20 protein-coding genes and 1 pseudogene are annotated in these 23,593 nt (G+C 37.7%); 9 read left to right on the top strand and 12 right to left on the bottom strand.

All coding sequences use genetic code 11. The features are described from left to right. Window positions 1–25: 25 nt before the first annotated feature. A complete protein-coding gene (locus CH361_RS04860) occupies window positions 26–421 on the bottom strand; it encodes a hypothetical protein (RefSeq protein ID WP_100789706.1) in 396 nt (131 codons plus the stop codon). A 78-nt stretch (window positions 422–499) separates the two neighbouring features. On the opposite strand from CH361_RS04860, the gene bcp reads away from it, so the two are divergent. Continuing rightward, window positions 500–973 carry a thioredoxin-dependent thiol peroxidase gene (gene bcp, locus CH361_RS04855; RefSeq protein ID WP_100789705.1) on the top strand — a complete coding sequence of 158 codons (474 nt, stop codon included), beginning with the start codon at window positions 500–502 and terminating at the stop codon, window positions 971–973. Next, window positions 970–2,448: a leucyl aminopeptidase gene (locus CH361_RS04850; RefSeq protein ID WP_100789704.1), complete on the top strand. Its 1,479-nt coding sequence runs from the start codon at window positions 970–972 to the stop codon at window positions 2,446–2,448. The genes bcp and CH361_RS04850 overlap by 4 nt, the downstream gene beginning before the upstream one ends. Before the next feature lie 153 nt (window positions 2,449–2,601). On the opposite strand, the gene CH361_RS04845 is transcribed toward CH361_RS04850, so the two are convergent. Continuing rightward, the gene (locus tag CH361_RS04845) at window positions 2,602–3,819 is read right to left on the bottom strand and encodes an MFS transporter (protein WP_100789703.1); all 1,218 of its coding nucleotides are present in this window, start codon (window positions 3,817–3,819) and stop codon (window positions 2,602–2,604) included. A gap of 181 nt (window positions 3,820–4,000) precedes the next feature. On the opposite strand from CH361_RS04845, the gene soxR reads away from it, so the two are divergent. Continuing rightward, window positions 4,001–4,462, top strand: coding sequence for a redox-sensitive transcriptional activator SoxR (gene soxR, locus CH361_RS04840; RefSeq protein WP_100789702.1), 462 nt, complete (start codon window positions 4,001–4,003; stop codon window positions 4,460–4,462). A gap of 95 nt (window positions 4,463–4,557) precedes the next feature. Here the strand turns inward: soxR and CH361_RS04835 are convergent, their stop codons facing one another. Together CH361_RS04835 and CH361_RS04830 are read right to left on the bottom strand one after the other, a co-directional pair. Next, on the bottom strand, window positions 4,558–7,113 hold the full coding sequence (locus CH361_RS04835) for a SpoIIE family protein phosphatase (RefSeq protein ID WP_425268665.1): 2,556 nt from the start codon (window positions 7,111–7,113) through the stop codon (window positions 4,558–4,560). A gap of 14 nt (window positions 7,114–7,127) precedes the next feature. Beyond that, entirely contained in the window at window positions 7,128–8,729 is a 1,602-nt protein-coding gene (locus CH361_RS04830; protein WP_100789700.1) for a Ppx/GppA phosphatase family protein, read from the bottom strand. A gap of 143 nt (window positions 8,730–8,872) precedes the next feature. Here CH361_RS04830 and CH361_RS04825 point away from each other — a divergent pair, with 143 nt between their 5' ends. Continuing rightward, window positions 8,873–9,895: a rod shape-determining protein gene (locus CH361_RS04825; protein ID WP_002972591.1), complete on the top strand. Its 1,023-nt coding sequence runs from the start codon at window positions 8,873–8,875 to the stop codon at window positions 9,893–9,895. A gap of 430 nt (window positions 9,896–10,325) precedes the next feature. Further along, on the top strand, window positions 10,326–10,616 hold the full coding sequence (locus CH361_RS04820) for a GIY-YIG nuclease family protein (protein WP_244279579.1): 291 nt from the start codon (window positions 10,326–10,328) through the stop codon (window positions 10,614–10,616). 132 nt (window positions 10,617–10,748) lie between these two features. Here CH361_RS04820 and CH361_RS04815 read toward each other — a convergent pair whose 3' ends face one another. Both CH361_RS04815 and CH361_RS04810 read right to left on the bottom strand, forming a co-directional pair. Then, entirely contained in the window at window positions 10,749–11,294 is a 546-nt protein-coding gene (locus CH361_RS04815) for a hypothetical protein (RefSeq protein WP_100789698.1), read from the bottom strand. Window positions 11,295–11,299: 5 nt separating this feature from the next. Beyond that, on the bottom strand, window positions 11,300–11,806 hold the full coding sequence (locus CH361_RS04810; RefSeq protein ID WP_100789697.1) for a hypothetical protein: 507 nt from the start codon (window positions 11,804–11,806) through the stop codon (window positions 11,300–11,302). A gap of 665 nt (window positions 11,807–12,471) precedes the next feature. Between CH361_RS04810 and CH361_RS19815 the strand changes: the two are divergent. Beyond that, window positions 12,472–12,579 (top strand): annotated as a pseudogene (locus CH361_RS19815) (rod shape-determining protein); the annotation flags it as partial. 136 nt (window positions 12,580–12,715) lie between these two features. After that, window positions 12,716–15,094 carry a hypothetical protein gene (locus CH361_RS04800; protein ID WP_125232056.1) on the top strand — a complete coding sequence of 793 codons (2,379 nt, stop codon included), beginning with the start codon at window positions 12,716–12,718 and terminating at the stop codon, window positions 15,092–15,094. On the opposite strand, the gene CH361_RS19600 is transcribed toward CH361_RS04800, so the two are convergent. Then, on the bottom strand, window positions 14,998–16,335 hold the full coding sequence (locus CH361_RS19600; protein WP_165782226.1) for a hypothetical protein: 1,338 nt from the start codon (window positions 16,333–16,335) through the stop codon (window positions 14,998–15,000). The genes CH361_RS04800 and CH361_RS19600 overlap by 97 nt on opposite strands. Window positions 16,336–16,439: 104 nt before the next feature. Continuing rightward, on the bottom strand, window positions 16,440–17,525 hold the full coding sequence (locus CH361_RS04790) for a beta-propeller fold lactonase family protein (protein ID WP_125232054.1): 1,086 nt from the start codon (window positions 17,523–17,525) through the stop codon (window positions 16,440–16,442). A 305-nt stretch (window positions 17,526–17,830) separates the two neighbouring features. Between CH361_RS04790 and CH361_RS04785 the strand changes: the two genes are divergently transcribed. Further along, window positions 17,831–18,754, top strand: a complete 924-nt coding sequence (locus tag CH361_RS04785) for a glycosyltransferase family 2 protein (RefSeq protein ID WP_100789693.1) — start codon at window positions 17,831–17,833, stop codon at window positions 18,752–18,754. A gap of 167 nt (window positions 18,755–18,921) precedes the next feature. On the opposite strand, the gene CH361_RS04780 is transcribed toward CH361_RS04785, so the two are convergent. Then, entirely contained in the window at window positions 18,922–20,487 is a 1,566-nt protein-coding gene (locus tag CH361_RS04780; RefSeq protein ID WP_100789692.1) for a methyl-accepting chemotaxis protein, read from the bottom strand. Between the two features lie 83 nt (window positions 20,488–20,570). Beyond that, entirely contained in the window at window positions 20,571–21,083 is a 513-nt protein-coding gene (locus CH361_RS04775; RefSeq protein WP_244279577.1) for a DUF1554 domain-containing protein, read from the bottom strand. 460 nt (window positions 21,084–21,543) lie between these two features. Here CH361_RS04775 and CH361_RS04770 point away from each other — a divergent pair, with 460 nt between their 5' ends. After that, on the top strand, window positions 21,544–22,077 hold the full coding sequence (locus tag CH361_RS04770; RefSeq protein ID WP_100789690.1) for a hypothetical protein: 534 nt from the start codon (window positions 21,544–21,546) through the stop codon (window positions 22,075–22,077). Here CH361_RS04770 and CH361_RS04765 read toward each other — a convergent pair. Together CH361_RS04765 and CH361_RS04760 are read right to left on the bottom strand one after the other, a co-directional pair. Beyond that, on the bottom strand, window positions 22,064–22,978 hold the full coding sequence (locus tag CH361_RS04765) for an LEPBI_I2678 family protein (protein WP_244279575.1): 915 nt from the start codon (window positions 22,976–22,978) through the stop codon (window positions 22,064–22,066). The genes CH361_RS04770 and CH361_RS04765 overlap by 14 nt on opposite strands. A 220-nt stretch (window positions 22,979–23,198) precedes the next feature. Further along, entirely contained in the window at window positions 23,199–23,549 is a 351-nt protein-coding gene (locus CH361_RS04760) for a hypothetical protein (protein ID WP_244279573.1), read from the bottom strand. Window positions 23,550–23,593 lie beyond the last annotated feature (44 nt).

The raw sequence follows: 23,593 nt of genomic DNA, 5'->3' as shown, positions 1-23,593 counted from the left end.
TTATTCCTTAGACGATGAGAAAGGGTTATCGTTTAGAAGAAAGTATCTCTAAAGCTTTGGCTTTTAGGATAGGATGAACGACAAAATCATCGGGATTTAATGGACGAGAGTCGGTAGATCCTTTGGTGTCCATTTGGTTTGCAGCTGCGGGGGATTTCCATTTGTCACGACCGAGCCAAACAGAAAGTGCATAGACCATACGTTGGAAAATTTCGTCCACTTTGTCCTGCCGGCCTGCCTTTTTGTAGTATCCGAAGGCGAGCATAGGAAGTTTCCGATCGTACATAAAATGGTCACCCAAACGAATGAGCCCATCTTTGTAATCGGTTTTCAGGAAGAGTTCACGAGCTTTCCGAATATCACCCGCGTTGAAGGCAGTATTTGCTTCGCGAATCAGTGATGCTCTTTCCTTGGAGTCCATACAATGAGTATCGAACCAAATTCCGAAATTGACAACTGAAAATTGTCTAAAACAATGCATTTACGAGGAGAGAAATTTATGTTGGAAGTAGGGAAAAAAGCCCCCAATTTTACAAGTATCAACCAGAATGGAGAAAAAGTAAAACTCGCAGACCTAACAGGAAAAAATGGAGTCGTGGTCTATTTTTATCCTAGAGACATGACACCAGGATGTACGACAGAAGCTTGTGACTTCCGAGACAATTTTGTCCGTTTGAAAAAGTTCGGTTATAATGTAGTGGGAATCTCCAAAGACAATCCCAAGTCCCATACTAAATTCATTGAAAAACAAGAACTCAATTTTGACCTGATCTCTGACGAATCGGGAGAGATCTGTGAAGCCTACGGGGTTTGGAGAGAGAAGGTATTTATGGGAAGACGAGGAATGGGAATCGTAAGATCCACCTTTCTTTTGGACAGTTCGCTCAAAATCAAAAAAATCTATGACAGCGTGAAGGTAAAAGGACACGTTGAAGAAATCATCAAAGACATTCAGGAAATCCAAGGGAAATGAAAATAGAAGTCTCTCCACTACAAATCCAAATCGGTTCACCAAAATCTGGCTCTTATTATAAACTGATCCCTATCTTTGGGGAAGATGTGAAAGAAGAACTTGGGAAAAAATTCCCAGTCCAAATAGAAACAAAAGTTTTTTCAGGGGAACTCGGAAAAGAATTTCGAGATGAATCAGAACAGACCATTTATCTAGGATTAGGTGAAAAGGAGAAATTAAACTTCAGAAAGTTCATTTCTCACTTTTTCAAATACGGCGAAAAAATCTTAAGTTATGATGGAATGGGTCTTGAGATTATCATTTCGAAGTCGCTTTCAAAAAAATTCTCTGCAGACCGCATCGCTTACCAAATTGCAAATACACTTTTTATCGGAAGTTACCCAGTATCCGTTTTACAAACTAAGAAAAAAGAAAAAAAGAAAGTTGGTGCAGTTTATCTAAAATTCGAAGATAAATCTGTATCAAGTTTAGCCGAATCTGGACTTTCCAAAAGTAAAATTGTCGCCAAACATGTAAATGGTGCTCGTCACATTGCTCATTTACCTGCCAACTACTTCACTCCTGATGATTTTGTTTCTCGATCTAAAGAAATTGCCAAAGAGTATAAATTATCTGTAAAAGTTTGGGACGAACCACAATTAAAAAAAGAAGGCCTCGGTGGGATTTTAGCAGTTGCCAGAGGTTCAGAACTCAATGGCAAAATGGTGATTTTGGAATACAAACCAACCAAAGCAAAAAAGAAATTTGCGATTGTTGGTAAAGGATTAACTTTTGATACAGGCGGGATTTCTCTCAAACCTCCCGGTGAAATGCACGAAATGAAATATGATATGTGTGGGGCAGCTGCCACCATACACGCGATTGGTGCCATTGCCGCACTTGAACTTCCGATCCATATCATTGCTGCGATTGGTGTTGCAGAAAATATGCCAGACGGTAAAGCAATCAAACCTGGTGATGTTTATACAGCTTATAATGGAACCACTGTAGAAGTGCAAAACACTGATGCGGAAGGTAGACTTGTTTTAGGTGATGTGTTATCTTATGTTTCCAAAAACTACAAACCAGATTATATGGTGGATTTGGCAACACTCACAGGAGCTGTGATCATTGCTCTGGGACATGAAGCCGCAGCGATTCTTACCAATTCAGATCCGTTACGCGACGCTTTGTTTAAGGCATCTGATGCTTCTGATGACCGCGTTTGGGAACTCCCTCTTTGGGAAGAGTATGGTGAGGATTTAAAATCGGACATTGCTGATCTCAAAAATATCACTGGTGGTGGAAAAGGGGCAGGAACGATCTCTGCTGGAATTTTCCTTTCTAAGTTTGTGGATGAGTCCATCAACTGGGCCCATATTGATATCGCTGGTGCTGCTTGGAGAAAGAAAAAATCAGGAACCCAATTTAGCGGGCCAACGGGTTATGGTGTGCGCCTGTTAGTTGATCTAGCGAATGAGTTAGCGAAAAAATAAAAAGTTTACAAAATCACGGAGGGAAGTTTTATTTTCCCACCGTGATTTTAGAGTTTTACGTTTTATGTGGACTTCTCTACCCGATTCAGGGATTCAAAAAGACGGCGAACTATCATACACCGCCCATCAGCTTAAAATTCTCTAAACAATCTTTCATTTCGAATGTTTGCTATGGACTATTTTGTTTACATTATACATAAGGACGATAGTAATGAGAATCGCTCCCGCAACCACATAACCTAAAATATCATACCTTTCCATATAACCGCTAGAAGTTTGGACAACAATGAGTCCTGCAACCGATGCCGCAATTCCTCCAGATATCTGCTGGATGGAAGAACTGATTGCCATAAAAGCACCTCTATCGTGTAAGTCGGGAACGGCAGAGTTCAAAGCACTAGCAGAAATCATTCGGGCAGAAACAAAAACAAAAAGAATCGAGTTCACAAAAATAACAATTGGTAAGGGAGTAACTCCCATCCTTGTGTAGTAAATGATAACGATCGACGCAAGGACAGAGGCAATCACAAACATTTTGTATTTACCAACCCAGTCACTCAACCTACCGACAATTGGTCCACCGAATATGGACACAATTCCTGTAATCATATAAACCAAAGGTAGATCTTTTAAACTGACCCCAAGGTTATGAACAGAAAATGCAGAACCAAAAGGCATTAGCATAAACCCACCTGTAGCAAGTAAGGTGGTTGCTATAAAAGCGGGAACGTATTTGGGTTCTACTAATGTTTTAATTAAATGCAAAAAGGCATGTCTTTCTATTTGATTATCAAGGTGCGTTGTGACAGGTTTCAAATAAAAGAAAATAACAAATCCAACAAGTCCACTGATCCCTGCAATCATCAAAAATGAAGATTGCCATCCCCATAGATTGGAAATGTAAATACCAATAGGAAGTCCAAAAACTTGACTTGCTGCAAAGGCTGTCATGATAAATCCCATGACCCTACCTCTTACCTGCAAAGGAAACAAGTCTGCAACAATAGCAAATGATATCGAAGAGAGAACACCTGCAAAAATACCAGTTAAGATTCGAGCACTCAGTAAAAAGAAATAATTAGTGGCAATTCCACATAGAAAGGTTGCTAGAACAAATCCTATGTAGAAAAATAATAACATCTTTTTACGATCAAAACGATCTGCAAAACCAGCAGCAAAGATACCTGTGATTCCTGCACTAAATGCATAGGCAGAAACGACAAATCCAAACTGTTGAGTTGAGATTTGTAATTCCTCCATAACCAAAACTCCCAGAGGAGAAAGGATCATAAAATCAAGAACGACTGTGAATTGTAAAAAAGCGAGAATACCGACTACAAAAATATGATATGGAGAGAATTTAAAATCCATTTATTTTCCTTTTCTATTATTTGACGAAACCTACTGAATATTCTACAAGTTAAAGTATACTTTAAGTAAAGCCCAAAGATGAAAAAAAATTCGTATTTCAGAAAAAAATTTAGATCCTGAAAATAACTACATAAGTTAAAGTGCACTTTAACTTGTTCCGACCAAACCGGGAACTCAAATTATGGAAAATTTATTAAGTATCAGCCAAGTAGCAAAACGGAGTGGAGTCAAAGCATCGGCTTTACGTTATTATGAAGAACGTGGGCTCATCACTTCCATCAGAACGAGTTCCGGCAAAAGACATTATATGAGAGAAATTCTCCGAAGAATTGCGTTTATTGTATTTGCTCAAAAGATTGGTCTTTCTTTAGAAGAAATCGGCGCAGAAATTGAAAAACTTCCTCATGGTCATACTCCCAAAGGACAAGACTGGTCCAAACTATCCAAAACCTGGACAGAAAGACTCGATCAAAAAATTGAAGAACTATTGAGGCTTAAGTCAGGACTCACTCATTGTATCGGTTGTGGATGTCTATCTCTCTCAGAATGTAGACTTGTAAATCCAAATGATAAACTAGCAAATTATGGATCGGGGCCAAGAAGGTGGTTAAGGAAAGAAAAGAGTATCACCAAACATTCGTAAATTGAAATAATCTAATCGACGAAATAAGATTAATTTCTGTTATATGAAATGGTTTCTATGGATGTTTTTTCTAAGATGGGTAAAAGCTGTGTTCTTTATCCAAAACTTTCTTTTAGTTTCAAATACTGAAGGTTCTCTGGAGCAATCGATCCGAGTCGTTTGAGAATTTTACGTGCTCTTTCTTCATTTTTTTGGAGTCGGTAACATTCTATCAAGTTAATTAGATTTCGGATATGTTTCGGATCCCGAGCGCGAAGCCTCTCTCCAATATCTACCGCCTTACGGATATTTCGTGATTTCCTGTAAGCATAACTTAACTGCAAAAGAACTTCATTATCAGTAACAAAATAAGGAAAAATAGATTCTAAAGATTCAACGGCCGAATCATATCGTTTCAATAAAAGAGAAATTTTTGCTTTTTCTCTAAGAAGATTGATTCGCACATCATCTTCCAAACTTTCACTTACTAACATTCGTTCAATAGTCCGATACGTTTCTTCTGCATTTCCTGATTCCAAAACCCCTTGGAGTTCTGAATATACAAAATGATCAGAATCAATAGAAGAAAGTGAAATATTCCCTACTCTTTTTGCCGTACCCATCCACTCTAACCTTAGAATCGTTAAATCATCTGAAAAACTTCCCACCGATTGGAGGTTTTGTACAATTTGTTCGATCGCACCTTGTGATTCGTTCACTACTTGTAAGAACTTGGTTTCATCTTCGTTCATCACACGAAAACCATCAGGTCCACTTTCCAAAATCAAATCATCCCTCCCATCCGAACCGATAAAGATCACATCTCCTTTTTCTAAAACAAAAACCCTAACTCTGACATCTCCCGCCATTCCTTTGGTTCCGATCTTTCTCAGTTCCAGTTCATCTTCGAGAAAGGAAGCTACACCATCACGATACAAAACTGTCCAAGGATGTTCCGCGTTGAGATAATAAAGAACTCCTGTTTCTTCTTCAACAAGCCCAAGTACAACAGATACAAGCATAGACCCGTCAAAGGACTCGAAAATGGTTTGTAGTTCATAAAAACATTCTTTGATCCATCGTTCTGGAGATTTGGATTGGCTTTCCAAAATCACTTGTGTGCGTTTGATAAAGGATAAAAAAACAACACCTAACACAAGTGCACCACCAGCACCTTGAATGGATTTGCCCATAGCATCTCCGTTGATAAAAACGAAGTATTTTTTACCATTAAGAACAATATCATCACAAATGATGAGGTCACCACCGATCTCTTTGGTTTTTCCTTTGAATTCGAATTCTTTTTTTTGTTTTGTATAAGATTGGATTCCAATCATTTCTGAACGCGATTTTTTGGAATCGTTCAGTGGATCAAGAAGGAGTGATGTTAAAAAATAATCTCCATCTTGTTGGATTTTTAGTTCCTGGACACGAGTGAGAGTTTCTTGTAACTCGTTTGTCCTTTCCACAACCTTTCTTTCTAAATTAGCGTTTAGTTCTTCTACCTGTTTATGAACCCGTAAAAATCGGTTCGCAAGAACAACAGCAATCCCAAGCACAAAAAACAAAAACCCAAACCGAGATAAATTAAGATTTTGGAGGGGAATCATTCCAGAGGCACCCAAAATATCCCAAATAGCAGTAAACATCAAAAAGAAAATACCAATTAACAAACGCTTGGCGTCTCTATTATTTTTTAGAATCGCCCTGATCGTAATGTAAAACAAAACAATACTGAATGCCAAAACTGATCCCTGCCAAACCCGCAAAAGCATAACAGAATTGGCCCGATTCACAAATATTTGAATGAAAGCGAGTGTCAGACTAAAAACAAAATATCCTTTTGTAATAGGACTGATTCGTTTACGAAAAAAAGTATCAACAAAAAGTAACAACCATGTGGGTGTTAAAAATACGATAAAGTATTCCATTTTGGTTGCAGTAAATGGATCCAAACCCCAACGGTAGATGGCCTGTGACCTAAAATACATATAAATAGATAAAAACACAGCAAACAATGCAAAGTAGAGATTGTATTCTTCATTTCGTCGTTTCCAATAAAACAAAGCATGATAAATCCCCACAAAAAAATATAAAAACAAAAGCATAAACGTAATGTATTCATCTTCAATTTTTTGTAATACCGTATAACGATCTATTGATGACCCAAAATCATTAAATACTTTATAATAATTTAACTCCTCACCAGGTTCGGCCGCAAGTAGGACTCGGATTTCGTTTTTTCCAACACGTAATGAATTTCGAGAAAGTTTGATAAGGATATTTCTTTTATAACCACTTCTGACGATATGATTGTTATCGACAATTCCCCTTGCATTGACAATCTCTCCATTTATGTACACTTTGTACACATTAGAAAGATAAGGAATGTGTAAGGCAAAAACATCAGATTCTGTCTCTTTAAAATCAATTTCAGACAACAAAAAAGGTTTTACCATTGTGACTTTTTGCAAATCTCCAAGAGGAAAATCCAATTGTGATTTGATGGAAACAAGAGGAAGGGATTCTAAAGATATCCATCCACTGCCAGTGGGAATTTCTGATTCCAACCAACCCTTTTTGACATTCCAGTTCTTTGTCAGATCTACTGGTAAGGCCCAAATAGAAATAGGAAAGAGAAGAAAACAAATACAAAAAGTTCGGATCATCATGGTCATAGAGGATATCACAAAGTAAAAGTTTGAAATTCTAAGAACACACCAAAGGTCTCTTCAAAAAGATCTTTTTTCTCAGCAACAGACCAAATTTCTAAATTAGGATCTGTTCCTTTTTTGTGGTACAAACGACAGAGAACCTTTCCCTTTTCATAAACAGCATCAAGCCTTTGGATGATGGATTTTTCGGAACGATCAAGTCCATCTCCAATTCGTAAAAACGCAGCCAACTTTTTGACTAGGAGTTGGTCTTCGGGACGAAGTGCTTTGAACTCTTCGTGTTTTCCCTTTGGGCCTCCCTTTCGATGGTAACGGGCAAGAAGGGCTATGATCTCAATTTCTGCATTGGAAAATCCAACCATGGCTTCGGAGTTTTTGATAATATAATAACTATGTTTGTGGTAGTTATGATGCGAAATACAAAGTCCCACCTGATGTAAATAACAAGCTGTTTCCAGATAATCGCGTTCCAAATTTCCCAGGTTGTGTAAGCCTTTCAAATCATCAAACATTTGTAAGGTGATTTTTGCAACAGCTTCAGCATGGCTTTTGCCGGCAGGATAAAGATTGGCAACGGTTTTAATTGCTTTTTCACGGATATTGTCGAGAGGAGGAAAGGATGTATCCGTATGTCGGAACCAGGATTCGATGGTATCGTAGACAATCCCTTCCCGAAGGGCAAACTCACTCACAGTAAAGGAAGGGGCTTTGATCCTTTGTAACACTTCGTCCAAAACCAAAACTCCTCCCACAATGATATCCCCTCTTTTGGCATCAAGTCCTGGAATTTTAAGTCTCTTTTTTAAACTATCCGCATCTAAGACTTGTTTACGAGCTTCTTTAAACTGATCGATTGTGATTTCTGTTCCGTTCAATCTGTCCCTTTTTTCCATTTTCTTTTCCAGAACAATGGAGGCCACGGAAGATATGGTTCCCGAACTTCCCACTACCATAAAGGGTTTCCAGGTTTCCATTTGGGGTAAAAAGGCAGATAACACCGATTCAATATGGATTTGACATTTCAAAAGATCCGTGGGGTTCAAAGGATCTTTCTTGAGATATTTTTCCGTGAGTCGAATGGCACCGAGTTTCAAACTGGTAGAAAATAGAATCTCACCTTTTTCCCCAATCAGTAGCTCTGTACTCCCTCCTCCAATGTCGATGAGAAGGATACGTTTGTCAAAAACGGGAAGGCCTTGTAAAATTCCTAAATAAATTAGCCTTGCTTCCTCGTTTCCGGAGACCACTTGGATTTTAATCCCGGTTTCTTTCTCTGCTCGGTCGAGAAAGACTTGGCGGTTCTCGGCTTCTCTCAATGCACTCGTAGCTACGGCTCGGATTTCGGCTTTATAGGAGTCTGCTAAAGACTGAAAACGTTTGAGGCAAGCAATTCCCCTATCCATTGCATCGTCTTGGATCACCGCATAATCACTGCTACCACTGCCCAAACGAACCGATTCTTTTTCTTTGGTCAGATATTCAAGTGTTCCATCCGGTCTTAGTTTTACGATAACGATGTGGAAAGAATTTGTGCCCAAATCAATGGCAGCGAGTATCTTTTCCGTGCGAAATGCGGAGTTGGGTTTTCTTAAGATTTGTGAGAAAGGAAGCATTTTGTATCTAACTAGCCTAACGAAAATTTTTACGGTTGAAAGCAAAAACCAGCCGAAAATTATGGGGAACGGGTAGAATTGTATTGTTTTGGTGTTTACCCACCTTAAATTCCGCCTTTCGTACTTCTTTCACAGGATCTGATATGATATTTGATAACCTCTATGGACTATTCTCGAACGATATGGGCATCGATTTGGGAACCGCGAACACCCTCGTGCATGTGAAAGGACAAGGGATCGTCCTATCAGAACCGTCGGTCGTGGCAGTCCAAGCCTCTACAGGCCGAGTCCTCGCCGTGGGACAAGAAGCAAAACGGATGCTCGGAAGAACACCTGGTGACATCGTCGCCATCCGCCCTATGAAAGACGGGGTCATCGCCGACTTCGAAACCGTAGAAAAGATGATTCGTTACTTCATCGCAAAAGTCCACAACCGCACTACATTTGTAAAACCACGTATCGTCATCGGAGTTCCTTCTGGAATTACCGAAGTAGAAAGACGTGCCGTTCGTGAGTCCGCAGAACAAGCCGGAGCTCGCGAAATTTTCCTTATCGAAGAAGCTTTGGCTGCTGCGATTGGTGCCAACATCCCGATCCATGAACCAGCAGGAAATATGATCGTAGATATCGGAGGGGGAACCACAGAAATCGCTGTGATCTCTCTCGGTGGTATGGTGATCGCAGAGTCCATCCGTACCGGTGGTGACGAATTCGATGAAGCGATTGTGAAATACCTTCGTAACCAATACAACCTAGTCGTCGGAGAAAGAACTGCCGAGGATATCAAACTCACGATCGGAAACGCGTTTGCTGACAAACGTGTGGACACTATGGAAGTGAAAGGTCGTGACGCGATCTCTGGTCTTCCGCGCACCTTGGAACTGGACTCTAACGAAATTCGTAAAGCCCTCAAAGAACCAACAGACGAAATCCTAGACGGAATCAAATCCGTTTTGGAACGCACTCCTCCAGAACTTGCAGCCGACATCGTAGAACGAGGAATCGTTCTCACAGGTGGCGGTTGCCTTCTTCGTGGTCTCGAACACTACCTCACCAAAGAAACAGGAGTTCCAGTATTTCGTGCCGAAAACCCACTGACTTGTGTGGTGTTAGGAACTGGAAGATACTTGGACGAATTGAAATATATTAAGCCAGGGATTCGATAGTTCGCATTTCGATACGGCCTTCGGCCTACTCAATGCTCTGGCTATGGTGGTCGGGATACAATTGGTTGTTGTCGGTCGTTGAGAAAACACCAATTGACTGTCGGGGGTCGTTGAGTAGCAAAGCGTATCGAAACGACAGGTATTTAAAACATTCTGTATTGAAACTTAAGGGAACCAAAGTATTGGCTCCCTTTTTTTATTGATCAATGTTTTGACATAGACGCAGTCCCAAAAATTTCGAACCAAAGTTAGTACTTTTTACCTTACTTAAAGATAGAGATTCGCATTTCGATACAGCCTTCGGCCTACTCAATGCTCTGCATTGGTGGTCGGATACAATTGGTTGTTGTCGGTCGTTGAGAAAACACCAATTGACTGTCGGGGGTCGTAGAGTAGTGAAGCGTATCGAAACGACAGGTATATGGGATTTATGTATATTCTAATTTGCTCCGATGGTTCGTATTATACTGGTAGTACGAAGTATTTAGAAAAAAGGATCAAACAACATCAAAGTGGAAAGGGTGCTAATTTCACGAAAAAAAGATTGCCTGTTCAATTAGTATATTATGAAGAATATTCTCGAATCGATCATGCATTTTACAGAGAAAAACAAGTGCAAGGTTGGTCCCGAAAGAAAAAAGAGTCACTGATGCGACAAGACTTTGATGAGTTAAGTTTACTTGCCAAAAAAATTTGGAAACGAAACCAAGAAGTGAATTGAGTTTAAACAAAATATTTTTTGGGCGCACATTTCCGGCTATCCGCTCCAATCTTTGCATTCGCAAAGGATTTCCGCTTCTATCCGGGGCGCGAGGCAATTCTATCTTCATGGAAAGCAATAACGTTTACCAATTTATTCTTGTCGTAGAGTAATCGTTGGATTTCCAGAAGTCACTTCTACAGAATAAATATTTGGGATTTGCCATGACTGTCTGAAAGTGTTTGAATAATATAAATCATACAACTGTTCTGTTGTGGTTACATTCGTTGGGGTTACTGTCGAAAATCCAGAAGAGGCAGAATTACAATTTGTGTTTTCTTTATAAGTAACACTAGTTCCATTTTGTTTTGTAATTCTAAGCAAATAGTTCCTTACTTCTTCTTGCGGTTTTGCATTATCTAAATAGTTGTAATGAAAATAATAAGGTTCACCAATTGCCAAAGTTACGGGATAATCTGTATTTTTTCTTAGGATTTGTGAGGGTATTGGACAATAATTTGCTTTGGACTGATTAACAAGTAATAATGAATACGCAAAAATAAAATTACTCGATGCATTACTTCCGCCTGAGTCCTTGTCAGAACCTGTTAGCAATGGTAAGTAACAGGCAAACGAAACTAAGAAAGAAAATAATAAGAATATAAGTTTAAAATTTGTTTGATGATTAATTATTTTCATAAAATTCAATATTGCCTAATTGTAATCGTTGGATTTCCAAATATGTAATCTATATAGTATCCATTTTCCGATGCTTTTACAGTTTCATACGATTGAAAATCTGATTTGTACAATCCGTATATGACATCTGTACTTGTAGATGAAATGGGCAAACGTTGGTAGGATGAATCAGAATACTGCCCACAATTATTATTGGTATAAAACGAAACCTCGGTACCCGCTTGTTTGGAAATTTTTAAATATAAATTTGGAGGATTGGAACCTAGGGATTTGTAATCTTCAAAAGAAAAACGAAACCATTGTTTCTCATTCTGTTTTAATTCCAAGATTTGGTCTGCATCTTTCCGTAAGGTCAATTTCGGAAATTTACAGGAATTGGAATAATATTCATTTGCAAAGTTAATCACAAATAATTGCACAAGTGGGTCATTAGGAACTTCTTTTTGGTAGTTACATGCAGAGACCCAAAACAAGGAAACTGTGACAGTAAACAATAGGAATTTAGATTTCATTTGTAAGGGTTTCCAAAGGGTTCATCATCGGTTACATATCCTTTCACAAATTTACAGCGTGAAATTGGAAAAAACATATAGGTAGTCTCATTGATTTCAAGGTTTTTAATCCCTTTTTTCCAGTAGCTTTTGAAAGATCATCATCAAATCGCACTTAATAAATATTAATGCATTGGACAAAGGGAACAGATACAAAAATAAAATCCTTTAACAAATCATATCTATATTCTAATTTTTGATTTTTTTTACAGCCTGTTTTATTGGAATTCCGTTCCGTATTATTCTACTTTTATCTTTTACCTAAAGGTACTTTAAAATAACACCAGTTTGGTTTATTGTTTACTTCTAGATTGAAATCCCAATCTGTCACGTAAAAATTCTCAAGGTAGAGAATTAAATTCACTTTATTCGAAGTAGAATGTGGAAATTGTAGTGAAATCTTTCACTCATCGCATGAGAAGCCTTTTGCTGTTTCAGCAGCGGTTGTTTTCAATTCTTTGTTTCAGAAGCTTCGCAATCTAACAATTTAATTCCCCGCACCAGGGATTGCAGTGGAAATCCTTTTCGCGATAGTGAAAAGATTGGAACGGAAAGCCCGGTCGCATATACAAAAAATTCAGAGACAAGCTAATGATTGCGAGGTGCCCAGAATCGGAAATATCTTCCTAGACAGAATCAAATCCGTTCTCGAGCGCACTCCTCCAGAACTTGCTGCTGACATCGTAGGACGAGGAATCATTCTCTCTGTATTGGTGGGGCTGGAAACCGAATTACTTGTGGTACAATACATTCGCTTTTCAGCAGACTGGCTTCCTATCATTGGTATTGTGTTAAGTCAGTGTCAATTTTTCTTTGGCTGGTTTTTCTTTTACATGATTTATTTTCAATGATATATCTCATTTGGTGTAAATGAGTTATTTCCGAATGATTGTCAGTAAATTCAAAACATCGGTTTTTTATTCCGTCAGTATCTTATTTTTATTCGGATTATATTACTTCAAATTTTCATTTTTTTTAGAAGGCAAAGCACTCAACGGTTGGGACACACCCGGACATATTGTATTAAGTTTAGAATTCCAAAAATTATTAGGCAATTTCCAAGCCACCGGTTGGTCCGATATTTGGTTTGGTGGATTTCCCATTTTTTATTTTTATCCGCCGTTTTTTTACCTGATCCCAACGGTATTGTCTTTTGTTTTGGGAGTGTCTATGGAAGTAGCCGTTTATCATGCTATGTTCTTTGTGATTTGTTTTCTTTCTTATGCAATTTTCCAATTTTCGAAAGTTTTCTTCTTTGGAAAACATAATCCAATTATCCAAACCATATTGGGTTTTATTTCTATTTTGTTTTATTTAAATTATGCGGGAGATGGTTTACAAGGTACAAGCCTTGTTGGCATTATCGAAGGAACTTTTATTTCCAGTTTTTCTCATGCTTTATTATTGTTAGCATTTTGTGAGTTGGAAAAGTTCAGAATAACGAATGTAAAATCACATATAATCCGTTTTACAGGTCTTGTGAGTATTTTATTCTATTCGCATTTACTTACTACAGTTTTCTTTTTTATGGCATTTTGTCTTTATTTGGCAATTCGACGTAAGGAAGTTTTGAAATTTAAAAAAACATACCTTGTTTCTTTTTTTTGCATTCTATTTTTGGTGTGGCCTGTGATTACCAATTACGCCTTTTATTCCATTTACACTAGTGGTATTTATTATGGATTTTCGTATCCTCCGTTACTTTCCATATTGGGGCCGGATATTTATAATTTGGCTATAAAGAATAAGGAATTGGGTGGAAGCATATATATAGAATACATTATACAATTATTGTCAACTGGACGCTTCGTTTCTTTTTTTGCAATACTGCTCCTTGCATTTAACTTTAAAAATTTTGCCAGTAGAAAACGTTTCCAATTTACGTTTGCAATGGTGTTGTTTTTTTTGTGGCTTAGTTTGGATCATAGTTTTGGCTATATTTTCCCGAATTTTAAAATCCATACTTATCGTGCTTTTGATTTGTTTTATTTAGGATTTTCGCTTTTATTCTCTTACGCTCTTTTCGTTTATGCAAAAAATATTTCAGGGAAATTAATTCGAAAAGTTTTTTTGTTTTCCACACTCATCATCGAAATTTTAATTTTTCTAAACTTTGATCCATTTTTGCACCAACAGTATAACGGGCCTTTTCGGGATGAAAGAAAAATTGGTTCCGATCAGCTTACGTACGCTTCTCTTGAACAAATTCTCAGCCTTATACCAAAAGGTAGTTTAGTGCAGCCAGAAGTTTTGCGCATGAAAGAATTTGCCGGTTCACCCCATTATATTTTGCCGCTATTGTATAAATTAGGTCTTAAAAATAATATGGGGCTAACTGTTGAGTCATCGCTATATGCGACTTTATTATTCAATTGGCAAGAGTTTTGTTTTCGGAATTCATTTCGCTGGGGTACAGATGTTGATTGGAGAGATTCGTTGTATATTTTTGGCGATCGCAATTCAAACCTTTTTCTGTATTTAGATTTTTTGCGAAGGTCAGGGGTTGAATACATGTTTGGTTCGTCTCCCGAATTTAAAGAGTATATAAAAATAAACCAAAATCGTTTACAAGTCATTGCGGACCTCGACCCTTTTGTATTGGTTAAATTAGAAGACCCAAAAGATTATAACGAAATTGCCCCGGTAGCTATTATAAATTCCAATTTGTTAACTGAAAGTAAATCGATGCATGCAGTGGACTTTATTAAATTATCTAATTATTTTCAGGCGGTTCTTTGCACAGAGAAAATCAGTACTAATCTTTTTTTAGTTGATAATGAAAATAATTCTTCGTTTTTCGCAAACCCAAAAACAGTTTCATTTTTGGTACTTTTGTCTGATGGCGATTCTATAGGTGATGTTTCGTTAAAACAAGAGCTAGAAAACAAGGGATATACAGTATTTTTAGTTTCTAATTATGATTTTTTATTTGACCATCAGAAATTAAAAAAGGAGATGATTGGTTTTTTGCAGGATCATAAATCTAAATTTGCGATCAGAGACAATCGATGGAATTTTACTAGCGAATCATATTTTCCGAAAAACCGTGATTTTGGTGATAATGTCTATATTTCGGATACAGCTAAATTAGCTTATTTTGGCGAAACCAAAACCAAAAATTTCAATTTAAGTTTTGTTTTGAATGGTCGGATTTATTTAACAATGATGTTGTTATCTATTGTTGTTTTTGCAGCTTCTTTTGTAAAAATATACACATTGTACTTTTCGTTTTGGAAATCGAGAGAATAGTTTTTGTTCAGTTTGCCAAAGGTTTCGGCAGAATATGGGTAAAATTGTTTATTGATAATGACTACCTTGTATCCTAAAATTTGAGGTATCATCTGGAATCCGTTAACTGATCCATCGAAAAAATTCTTTTCAGCCAAGTATAATTCAGGATTTTTTGCCCAAGCATATAATGGGTTTAATCCAAAAAGATAAGTATATTCAGGGTTTTTATAGGTAAAATAAGGGTAATCAGCCCAGGACAAAAATATGCGTTCCTTGGGAGGAATGTTTCTTTTAATCCATTCTGTTGTAGCAAATATAAGTTTTGGATTTGTTGTTTTGAAATGGTCGGAATTTTTTTTATAAGTAATCGGTAGTTGTAATAGAATCAAAAAAATTACAGATAGAATTTGTAAATTTTTACTAAGTTGAATATTATGAAATAGAAATAAGAAAAAAAATAGAAAGCTAGCTTCAAACACTCTAAGTGAGGCACCTGCAATAATTAAACTTATGATTGCTAAAAATAAAAAAACAATGGAAGGCGAATTCATTTTTCTCTTTTTTAGTTGGAGAAAGGTGATGCCGAGTAGAGGCAAAATCGGGAAAAAACCTAGAAAAAGAAGTTCCTTTGTCGGAGGAAGCCATTCGGCGATCGGTTCTACAGCCGGAGGAGGAAAGGATTGGATGATGAGTTCCAAAAAATAACCACTCCATTGGTTCGGAAATGAAGGATGGATGACGAGGCCACTCATAATCCCGAGAAGAAGAAAGGAATAATTTCGTCTTTTATTACGGCTCCAGTCCGCCAAACACAATAAACCAAATACTATGAAAAGGAGAGGAAAACCCGAATATGCCCAGACGGAAAGAAAACCTAAACCAAACAGGAACTTGTGCTTATCATCGTTCCATAGTCGTAGAGCTAGAAATAGGATGGCAAATAGAATTACATTACCCCTACCGAAAAGTAACCTTCCTGTAAACAAGGTGGAACCCAAAACAAACCAAACCCCTAAAAAATAATAAGAGTTTTTAAAGCCGATTGATTCGAAATATCGAAATAATTGGAAAAGTAAGAACGCTAAAGTGAAAAAAATATAGAGTTTGATCTTTACATTTTCATCTAGTGGAAGTAAAGTAAACGGAATCTGTGTTAGATGGATTAAGAAATGATAGTCTGTGAATTCAACCGATTGGATGCCTAACTCGGGCCAGGGCAGACTGTGTACAAAACCCTGTGATGCATAGAGTTTGGCCACTGCAAAATGGTAAAAAATATCCGCATCCGGCACGCCGTCAAAAGAAAAAAGAAAAATGAAATATAGGCTAAGGCTTACAAATAAGGGTGAATAGAACTTTAGTTTCAGGGCGCATACCGCAGATAAAAATTAGGATTGATTGATTCGATATTGGCTATACCAATCGCTGGGCTCATAGGATTGATGGTAATGGGTGAGTTTACCCCTCTTGTGATCGATCCGTCAGACATTACCTTGAAGTATTCCAACTGGTAATTGTTAGTTGATCCTCCAGTGTCGGAGGTTAAGTAAATAAACTGACCACTTTTGTCCCAATGGAGGTTTGAAGGAGAATTACCCACAGAGTATTTGGATCCGGTTTCTGAAAGTGCACCGGTTTCTCGGTTGATAGCGAGTAAGCTCAAATAACGGTTGCTTCCTGCAACATACGCAATGGCGAGATACTTGCCGTCCGGATCAATGACCATGTTTGTGGTCATCTGTAATCCGGTGGCGAGCCCAGAAGCAGTTGTATCTGGTGCAAAAGGTGATCCGCTAACTTCCGTTATAGCGCCATCCATTGAATATTGGAAGGCTTTGATGGTATTGGGGAAAGTTGAAATGGTTGAGTAGAAGAAATTTCTTTCTGGATGAATGCAAAGATTGTCATTCGATGTCAATGTTCCGAAATCGAAATTGGGGCTAATCGGTATGAGTGAATCACCCTGCGACTTAAGGAAACTTATGCCCCTCGTACCGGCGTAACCGGTCAGTACGGCAATGGATTCATTTTTTCTATCGTAACGCAAAGACAATGGACTGCAAGCTACGCCAAAAGGATAATTTCCTGAATTCTTTAACGCAAGGGCACCTGTCTCTGAATTAAGACTCCAACGTTGCAATGTGTTGCTCGAGGTATTCAGGGTATAGAACACATCTGTGGGAGTGCTCGCAATCCGTTGTACGTATGGGGACGGCAAATTTCCGTAAAGGAAAGTGTTCCGGATTTCGATGGCTTTGCTGTCGGTGTATTCCAGTGATACTAATGATCCATTATCCCCTGGTGCAAAAATGATCTTTCTGGACTTTGGTGGGACGAGGAGTCTTGCGGGTGCGTTTCCAGGAAACCCCGCGTATGAGAAAGGGGCCATACGTTCTACATAGGCATCGGAACTTGGGCCGTATTCTGCATCGACAGAGTAAATGCGCACACCACTGCTTAAGCCACTTCCAGATCGGAGAATTGCCAGCGAGTCAGGGAGGTAGGTTTCCTTTAGGCTGCGTAAGTAAAATTGGATAAAACTTTGTTGTAGGAATGCCCCAGATTTTGGGTCGTTTGGGTTATTTAGTTCAGGCGCTCGGCAGGCAACTTGTTGGATTAGTAAGAAGACGAATATAAGTTTGACAACTAAATTCATAATTAGTCTCCACGTTAGCCGAATGTACAAAGGGTTCAGTATTTTCTGGTTGTGTAAACAATGTTTTACAAAATTTTAAGTTTGTTGTCAATAAAATTATGACAAATAAAACACATAGACTGATCACCATCCTTGTGCCTGTTTGGAATGAAGCAGAAAACATTCCTGTATTTTTGGAGTCTTTGCGAAAAAACCTAAAGACTCTTCCCGGTCAATTCCATATTCTCTTTGTGGATGACGGTAGTACAGATTGTACGAAAAGTGTAATTCTTTCCTTTCCTCGCTTTACTCATAAATTAACTGTCATTGAACTCAAAAAAAATTACGGGAAAGAAATTGCTATAACCATAGGCCTTAGAGAACACAAGGGAGACGCACTGATTTTAATGGATGTGGACATGCAAGACCCGCCGGACCTCATTCCCATTTTCATCGAACTTTGGAAACAAGGTAGCCCTATTGTTGTGGGAATTCGTACAAAACGAAACAAGGATTCTCTATTTAAACGTTTAACAGCTGGTATGTTTTATCGAGTATTACAATTACTCTCTAATAAAATACCGTTAAAGGGAAGCGGCGATTTTTTTCTTATCGATGATCGTGTTGTCCAATCAATCATTTCACTTCGCAAAAAATATCTTTGGTTTCGGGGCAGTGTTGCCATTGTTGATTTTTGTCAAACTCCCGTGTATTTTGAACGAATGCAAAGAGCCCGAGGGATATCAAAGTGGACTTACTGGAAATTATTTCAATTGGCCTTCGGTGTATTATTTTATATGACAAATATGCCTATGTATCTCGCTAGCGGCTTTTTACTGACAGGATTTTCGTTTATATGGTTTGATTCTTTGCCTTACACATCGTTTTACGAAAACGATGCCAATATTTTTGTTTCTGCCTTTTGTTTTGGAATGGTAATTTGTATATCTCTCTTTCTGTTATTGGCACAAGCGAAAGAACCACCCCCTAATGCGATCAAAAAAATAAATAAACGCATTCGCGGGAAACCGAATATGTTTTGATCAGTTTACTTTCATTCGGCCTTACTCGTAAAAAGTCGGATACCGAAAATCCAATGGCGACTCACGAGCCAATGCCTAAATGAGGTTGGTGTGAAACAGGAGGACCATACAACCCAAACGTTCACTGAAGGTTCAGCACGTTCAATGAACGAAAAGGGAACTCAATCTTAAATATGTTTAGCCAATCGTTCAGATTGTTTTGAGAGCCCGTCCACATTTTCACGTAAGTGGGAAGTATTGGATGCAAGCGAAGAAGCAGATTGTTCAATCGATACAAGAGCTCTTGACATTTCCTGCGTCCCCATTTTTTGTTCTGATGCTAATTCTTCCAATTGTTTGGACAGTGAGAACAATTCTTGAAATGAATGTAAAAAAGATTTATGAATCGATGTTTGTTTTTCCACTTTAATCTTTAAATCAGAAAGGTTTGATACGAGAATACCAAAACCCTTGTCTTGGATTCCCATTTTTTCTTTTGTTTCAGTCGCCGCAGTATTTCCACTTACAATCTGTTTGGCTGCTTGTGTAATGATCTTTGAAATTAACGAAGCATTTTCTTGTGCACTATCAGCAAGTTTAGCCACTTCTTGAGCTACAACTGCAAATCCTCTTCCATGTTCACCAGCGCGCGCTGCTTCGATTGAAGCATTTAACGCAAGCAAGTTGGTTCGATCGGCGATTTCACTTAAAATTTGATTAACTTCTTCTACTTTCTGAAAACTTTCTTTGATTTCTTCAAAATTGGAACTTACTGAATCCATAGCAGTGGTTACTTGAACACTATATTGTTTGGATTCATCTGTGGTTTGTGCCAAATTGATGGTTGATGTGTAAACTTCAGACAAAATTTTATCCATGACCGAACTTTCTTGGTTTAAGTCATCAATTCTTGTAAACTGTGATTTTACAAAATCACTAGCACTGTCCATGGAAGCGGCAAGTTCTTCCATGGAGGCACTGATTTCTTCTACACTTGAAACTTGTGTTTGGATTTCAGTATTTAATGAATCCATAAATTTTAACATTTCTTTGACACTTTGATTCAATGTCTCCGCTTCTGACTGGATGTTTTGTTTTGTTTGATTTGCAGCTTCAGATTTTTGTTTTGCTTCTTCAGCAGATTTTGTTGCCTCATTGCTTGAATTCGACATAAATTTTACGACTGCACTCATCATATGAACACCGCATATCAAAGCAATTGTATTGATTCCTATAAATGGAATCCCAAATTCATTTGCTGCAGTGGCAATAAATTTGATTTCCGCACCTCCTTTTACTCCTAAAAAAACATACAGAAGTAAACTGGAAATTGCAATGTAACCAACTGTCATTGTTAGTTTATACGACAATAGAAACCCGGAATAAATAACGACGAAGAGGAGAACCAACATTACAAAGGGCATTGTTGCAATGGAAACCTTTTCTGCTGGTGTTTTGGACAAAATGACTACAATGGCAAAAACACTCGAGTAGATGATGATATCGAGTAAAATGGAGACATAGGCAAATTTTAAATAGAATATTTTCTTTCTATAGAGCCAGAAAGTATAAACACCATACGATAAAACCACAAATTCCAGAAATGAAAGTATGAGGCTCATCGTTCGTTCGGTTGTGGGAATCGCAATCATAAAGAAAACATTGATAGATAACATCACAACCGCAAAGGAAATACGAATTGTGTTGGCTATCATACTTCCTTTTTCTAAGTAGTTACCAGTAACAGATGACATAGGTTAAAATCTCTAATACAACTGGACGATATTTTTTGAAGAAATTCTCTACGAACCTTATTTTATTTTTAAAAATAGGAAAACTACTGCTCGACACAAAGTAAATTGTTGAGTGTACCTCCACTTCCGTATGCGGAAACAATCGCAATCGCACGGCTATCTGTCCAAGAAGTCACCCCATAGGTTCCGCAATTTCCTGATACGCTATCGGTCCAAGAAGTACATGTATGTGCGGTATCGGTTTGCCAATCCCAAGAGGACGTGTTTTTGATCCCTGTCCAGATTGCGGCCGCTGCAGCCGAAATTAAATTCGTTAAGCTACTGTTATATACCCCATTAGCATCGGATATGAAAATAATCGTCGATGGACTGGAAGACTGAACATAACTTGTATTTGGTGCCAATACCCAATTAATCTGTTCCGTAACTCCACCAGAAGTACAATTCACGCTGGTACAAGCTCTACGATTGACATCATCCACAATTAATGCCTTGTAATTACCTGTGGAAGGTTTATTGGCATCAGACGAACATTTGTTATCTGCACCTACAATACCTCCTAAATTGGCATTATAGGTCGTTGCCGTAACGAACATTTTACAAGGGGAACAATGAGGAACGGTGGGAGATGATGAATTTGACGAAATTGGATTTCGTGTCGCCAATTCTAAGATTCCGCATCGGCTCGTAGTATCAGCTGCATTGCAAAGGTCTGCTGGACTGCAGTTTAGAAAGTACAAAAGGCAGAGACAATAAAATGCTATTTTCAATCTCATAAGTGCAACTATTCGACTCTGATATTACCATATTTTCTATCAGCTTGTCCTCCGGGGACGGGAATCAGGAGGGTAAAAATTTAGGCTTTATGAGGGCTTTTTGGCCGAATATTTCTGGCTATCCGCCAATCTTTGCATTCGCAAAGGATTTACGCTTCTATCCGGCGCGCACGGGAAAAACTGACACAGATTTTATGAACATTTTTTTTCATTCGTAAAACATTTGTTAGATAATTTTCTTGTATTTTAAAATAGAATCATATAAGAATAAAGATTATTTATGAAAAAACTTACCCTTATTTTTTTCTGTTTGTTGGTTAGTTGCTCCACCTTAGAAGAAAGAGCTACAAAAGCGAAAGTGTCCGGAAAAAATGATTTTGTCTCATTCAAAATATTAGATATCGACCGAGGACCCGGCTATTCCATTCATAATAGAGGTTATTATCCTACAGACAAGTCAATTGATGCTGTTCACATCGAAATGGAAATAAAAAACACCTCTTCTTCCCAATTGGAAGTGTCATTACAACCAGTCATACCTTTACAAGGTCAAGAAATGCATAGAATCGTTCGTGTTCACTGGGCAGGTAATTTTTTGGAAAAATTAAAAACAACAGCCGATCTTAGATATGAAACAGAAGCCATTCATGTCAAAAATGAAATGTTGCCTCCACAATATTCTATGTTTCGAGTTTTTACTTTCTTTTATCTCAAAGAAAGACTACCCAACCAGTTTATTTTTCGAGTTAGAAAAGACGGTGACACAACCTTCGAAGAAATTCCTGTGTCTATTGATAGAACTATTCAACCTTAAGGACAATTGGATTGATCGGTGGACAGAATCTATTTCCTGAATTTTCCAACATAGGGTTCGAAAATTGATTTAAATCTGGATTTACTTTCGATTGTATCCTTTGAACCAATGTCTTACCATCCTTTAGATCAATGTCTGTACAGAGAATGCTTAAAGCACTAGGAAAAATTTCGATATCAACTGTCTCATTTACCTTTGATTCATACGTTATTATTTGACGACCAACAATTGTAGAATAACTAAAAAAGGTTTTGATTCTATATTTCCCTGGTTTTAAAAACCCGATTCGCTTGTCAAATTCCGCAGATCTCATTTTTTCATAGCTAGCAACTGAGAAAATTTCACTAGCATTGTCAGGTGAAGAATCGTTCAGATTGGTTAATTCAATATATTCGCCTTTTTCAAAACGAGCAATTGAGAAAATTTTGGTAGATCGATTTGTACTTAAATATCCATCCGCATCTTTTAACTTTCCTCTTCTTTCTTCATAAGAAATATAAGATTTGTTCATGTCATTTTCAGTAAAATTAGAGTTTTTTTGCAGAATGAAATGATCTTTTTCTGCACTATAATGATAGAAGGCATCGTTATAGTAATCAACAAGAACCCCAACAGGATAAAATATCAATAGGAACCCGTTTAAATGTACATTAGTATTAAACTGATACCGTAATTCTACTTCTTCTGGTTTAAAACCAGATTTTTCGACACGAATTTTAATCGTTTTATTAGGAACTTCAGGAATGGGTACTTCTAAAATGGTCTCACTGACTTTTTCGCCATCAACATAAAAACTTGTATCCATTTCATTGGAAGAAAAGTAATAATGTTTGGGCGTATAACCTTTAACAAGTGTAGCACAATTCAGCACAAGTAAAACCAGTAGAATACTCTTTTTCATAATGTCCTAAAACTAAAATCTAACAATTGTAACACAATCAAAAAAGATACATCACCGAATCGGAAGTTTTATAAGTTGAACCTAATTCTTTCTCATACAGAAGGTCAAAGCAACGTTTTTGGGACAGGTTTCATTTCCAAATCGAGGAACACCGTTTAATCCTTGTATAGGATTGCCAACAGTTACCGATGCCTGACCTATATGGGCGGTCCCAGCACCTTCATAAGAGTCTGGTTTTATAAAACTTGCCGACACCCCACTGACATGATGGTAATGTCCAATTGATCGTGATCCACTGGGATCTCTTCCTGTTCCAATTCGGTGTTCCGTTAGTGCCATCAGCTGGGGCCCAACCTTCAGTGCAGTTGGTTAAGTTAAAAGCAACGACAGCACCTTCTGGTGCAGCAATGAGAAAATTCTGATTGATCCTTGCAGAACTAATCACTTCGCCTGGTGCGAATAAATTCATCGCTGTTGCAGCAGCAACAAGACTAGTTGTAAAGAATCCGATGGTAAGTCCCACCCCTTTATAAAAGCCACTTCGTAGATATTCTGTTATACTACCTTTCATTTGATTTTTCCTCTTAATTTTTCCTTAAATTTTTTCAATTAAAA

The sequence above is a fragment of the Leptospira brenneri genome, assembly GCF_002812125.1.
Classification (GTDB): Bacteria; Spirochaetota; Leptospiria; order Leptospirales; family Leptospiraceae; genus Leptospira_A; species Leptospira_A brenneri.
Note: the sequence above shows the minus strand (reverse complement) of the source record. Positions and strands in the feature narration are given on the sequence as shown.

What these genes read in the sequence shown, in the direction of transcription:
- CH361_RS04860 (WP_100789706.1), bottom strand. Translation starts at nt 421, where the DNA reads ATGGACTCCAAGGAAAGAGCATCACTGATTCGCGAAGCAAATACTGCC.
- bcp (WP_100789705.1), top strand. Translation starts at nt 500, where the DNA reads ATGTTGGAAGTAGGGAAAAAAGCCCCCAATTTTACAAGTATCAACCAG.
- CH361_RS04850 (WP_100789704.1), top strand. Translation starts at nt 970, where the DNA reads ATGAAAATAGAAGTCTCTCCACTACAAATCCAAATCGGTTCACCAAAA.
- CH361_RS04845 (WP_100789703.1), bottom strand. Translation starts at nt 3,819, where the DNA reads ATGGATTTTAAATTCTCTCCATATCATATTTTTGTAGTCGGTATTCTC.
- soxR (WP_100789702.1), top strand. Translation starts at nt 4,001, where the DNA reads ATGGAAAATTTATTAAGTATCAGCCAAGTAGCAAAACGGAGTGGAGTC.
- CH361_RS04835 (WP_425268665.1), bottom strand. Translation starts at nt 7,113, where the DNA reads ATGATGATCCGAACTTTTTGTATTTGTTTTCTTCTCTTTCCTATTTCT.
- CH361_RS04830 (WP_100789700.1), bottom strand. Translation starts at nt 8,729, where the DNA reads ATGCTTCCTTTCTCACAAATCTTAAGAAAACCCAACTCCGCATTTCGC.
- CH361_RS04825 (WP_002972591.1), top strand. Translation starts at nt 8,873, where the DNA reads ATGATATTTGATAACCTCTATGGACTATTCTCGAACGATATGGGCATC.
- CH361_RS04820 (WP_244279579.1), top strand. Translation starts at nt 10,326, where the DNA reads ATGTATATTCTAATTTGCTCCGATGGTTCGTATTATACTGGTAGTACG.
- CH361_RS04815 (WP_100789698.1), bottom strand. Translation starts at nt 11,294, where the DNA reads ATGAAAATAATTAATCATCAAACAAATTTTAAACTTATATTCTTATTA.
- CH361_RS04810 (WP_100789697.1), bottom strand. Translation starts at nt 11,806, where the DNA reads ATGAAATCTAAATTCCTATTGTTTACTGTCACAGTTTCCTTGTTTTGG.
- CH361_RS04800 (WP_125232056.1), top strand. Translation starts at nt 12,716, where the DNA reads ATGAGTTATTTCCGAATGATTGTCAGTAAATTCAAAACATCGGTTTTT.
- CH361_RS04785 (WP_100789693.1), top strand. Translation starts at nt 17,831, where the DNA reads ATGACAAATAAAACACATAGACTGATCACCATCCTTGTGCCTGTTTGG.
- CH361_RS04780 (WP_100789692.1), bottom strand. Translation starts at nt 20,487, where the DNA reads ATGTCATCTGTTACTGGTAACTACTTAGAAAAAGGAAGTATGATAGCC.
- CH361_RS04775 (WP_244279577.1), bottom strand. Translation starts at nt 21,083, where the DNA reads ATGTTCGTTACGGCAACGACCTATAATGCCAATTTAGGAGGTATTGTA.
- CH361_RS04770 (WP_100789690.1), top strand. Translation starts at nt 21,544, where the DNA reads ATGAAAAAACTTACCCTTATTTTTTTCTGTTTGTTGGTTAGTTGCTCC.
- CH361_RS04765 (WP_244279575.1), bottom strand. Translation starts at nt 22,978, where the DNA reads ATGAAAAAGAGTATTCTACTGGTTTTACTTGTGCTGAATTGTGCTACA.
- CH361_RS04760 (WP_244279573.1), bottom strand. Translation starts at nt 23,549, where the DNA reads ATGAAAGGTAGTATAACAGAATATCTACGAAGTGGCTTTTATAAAGGG.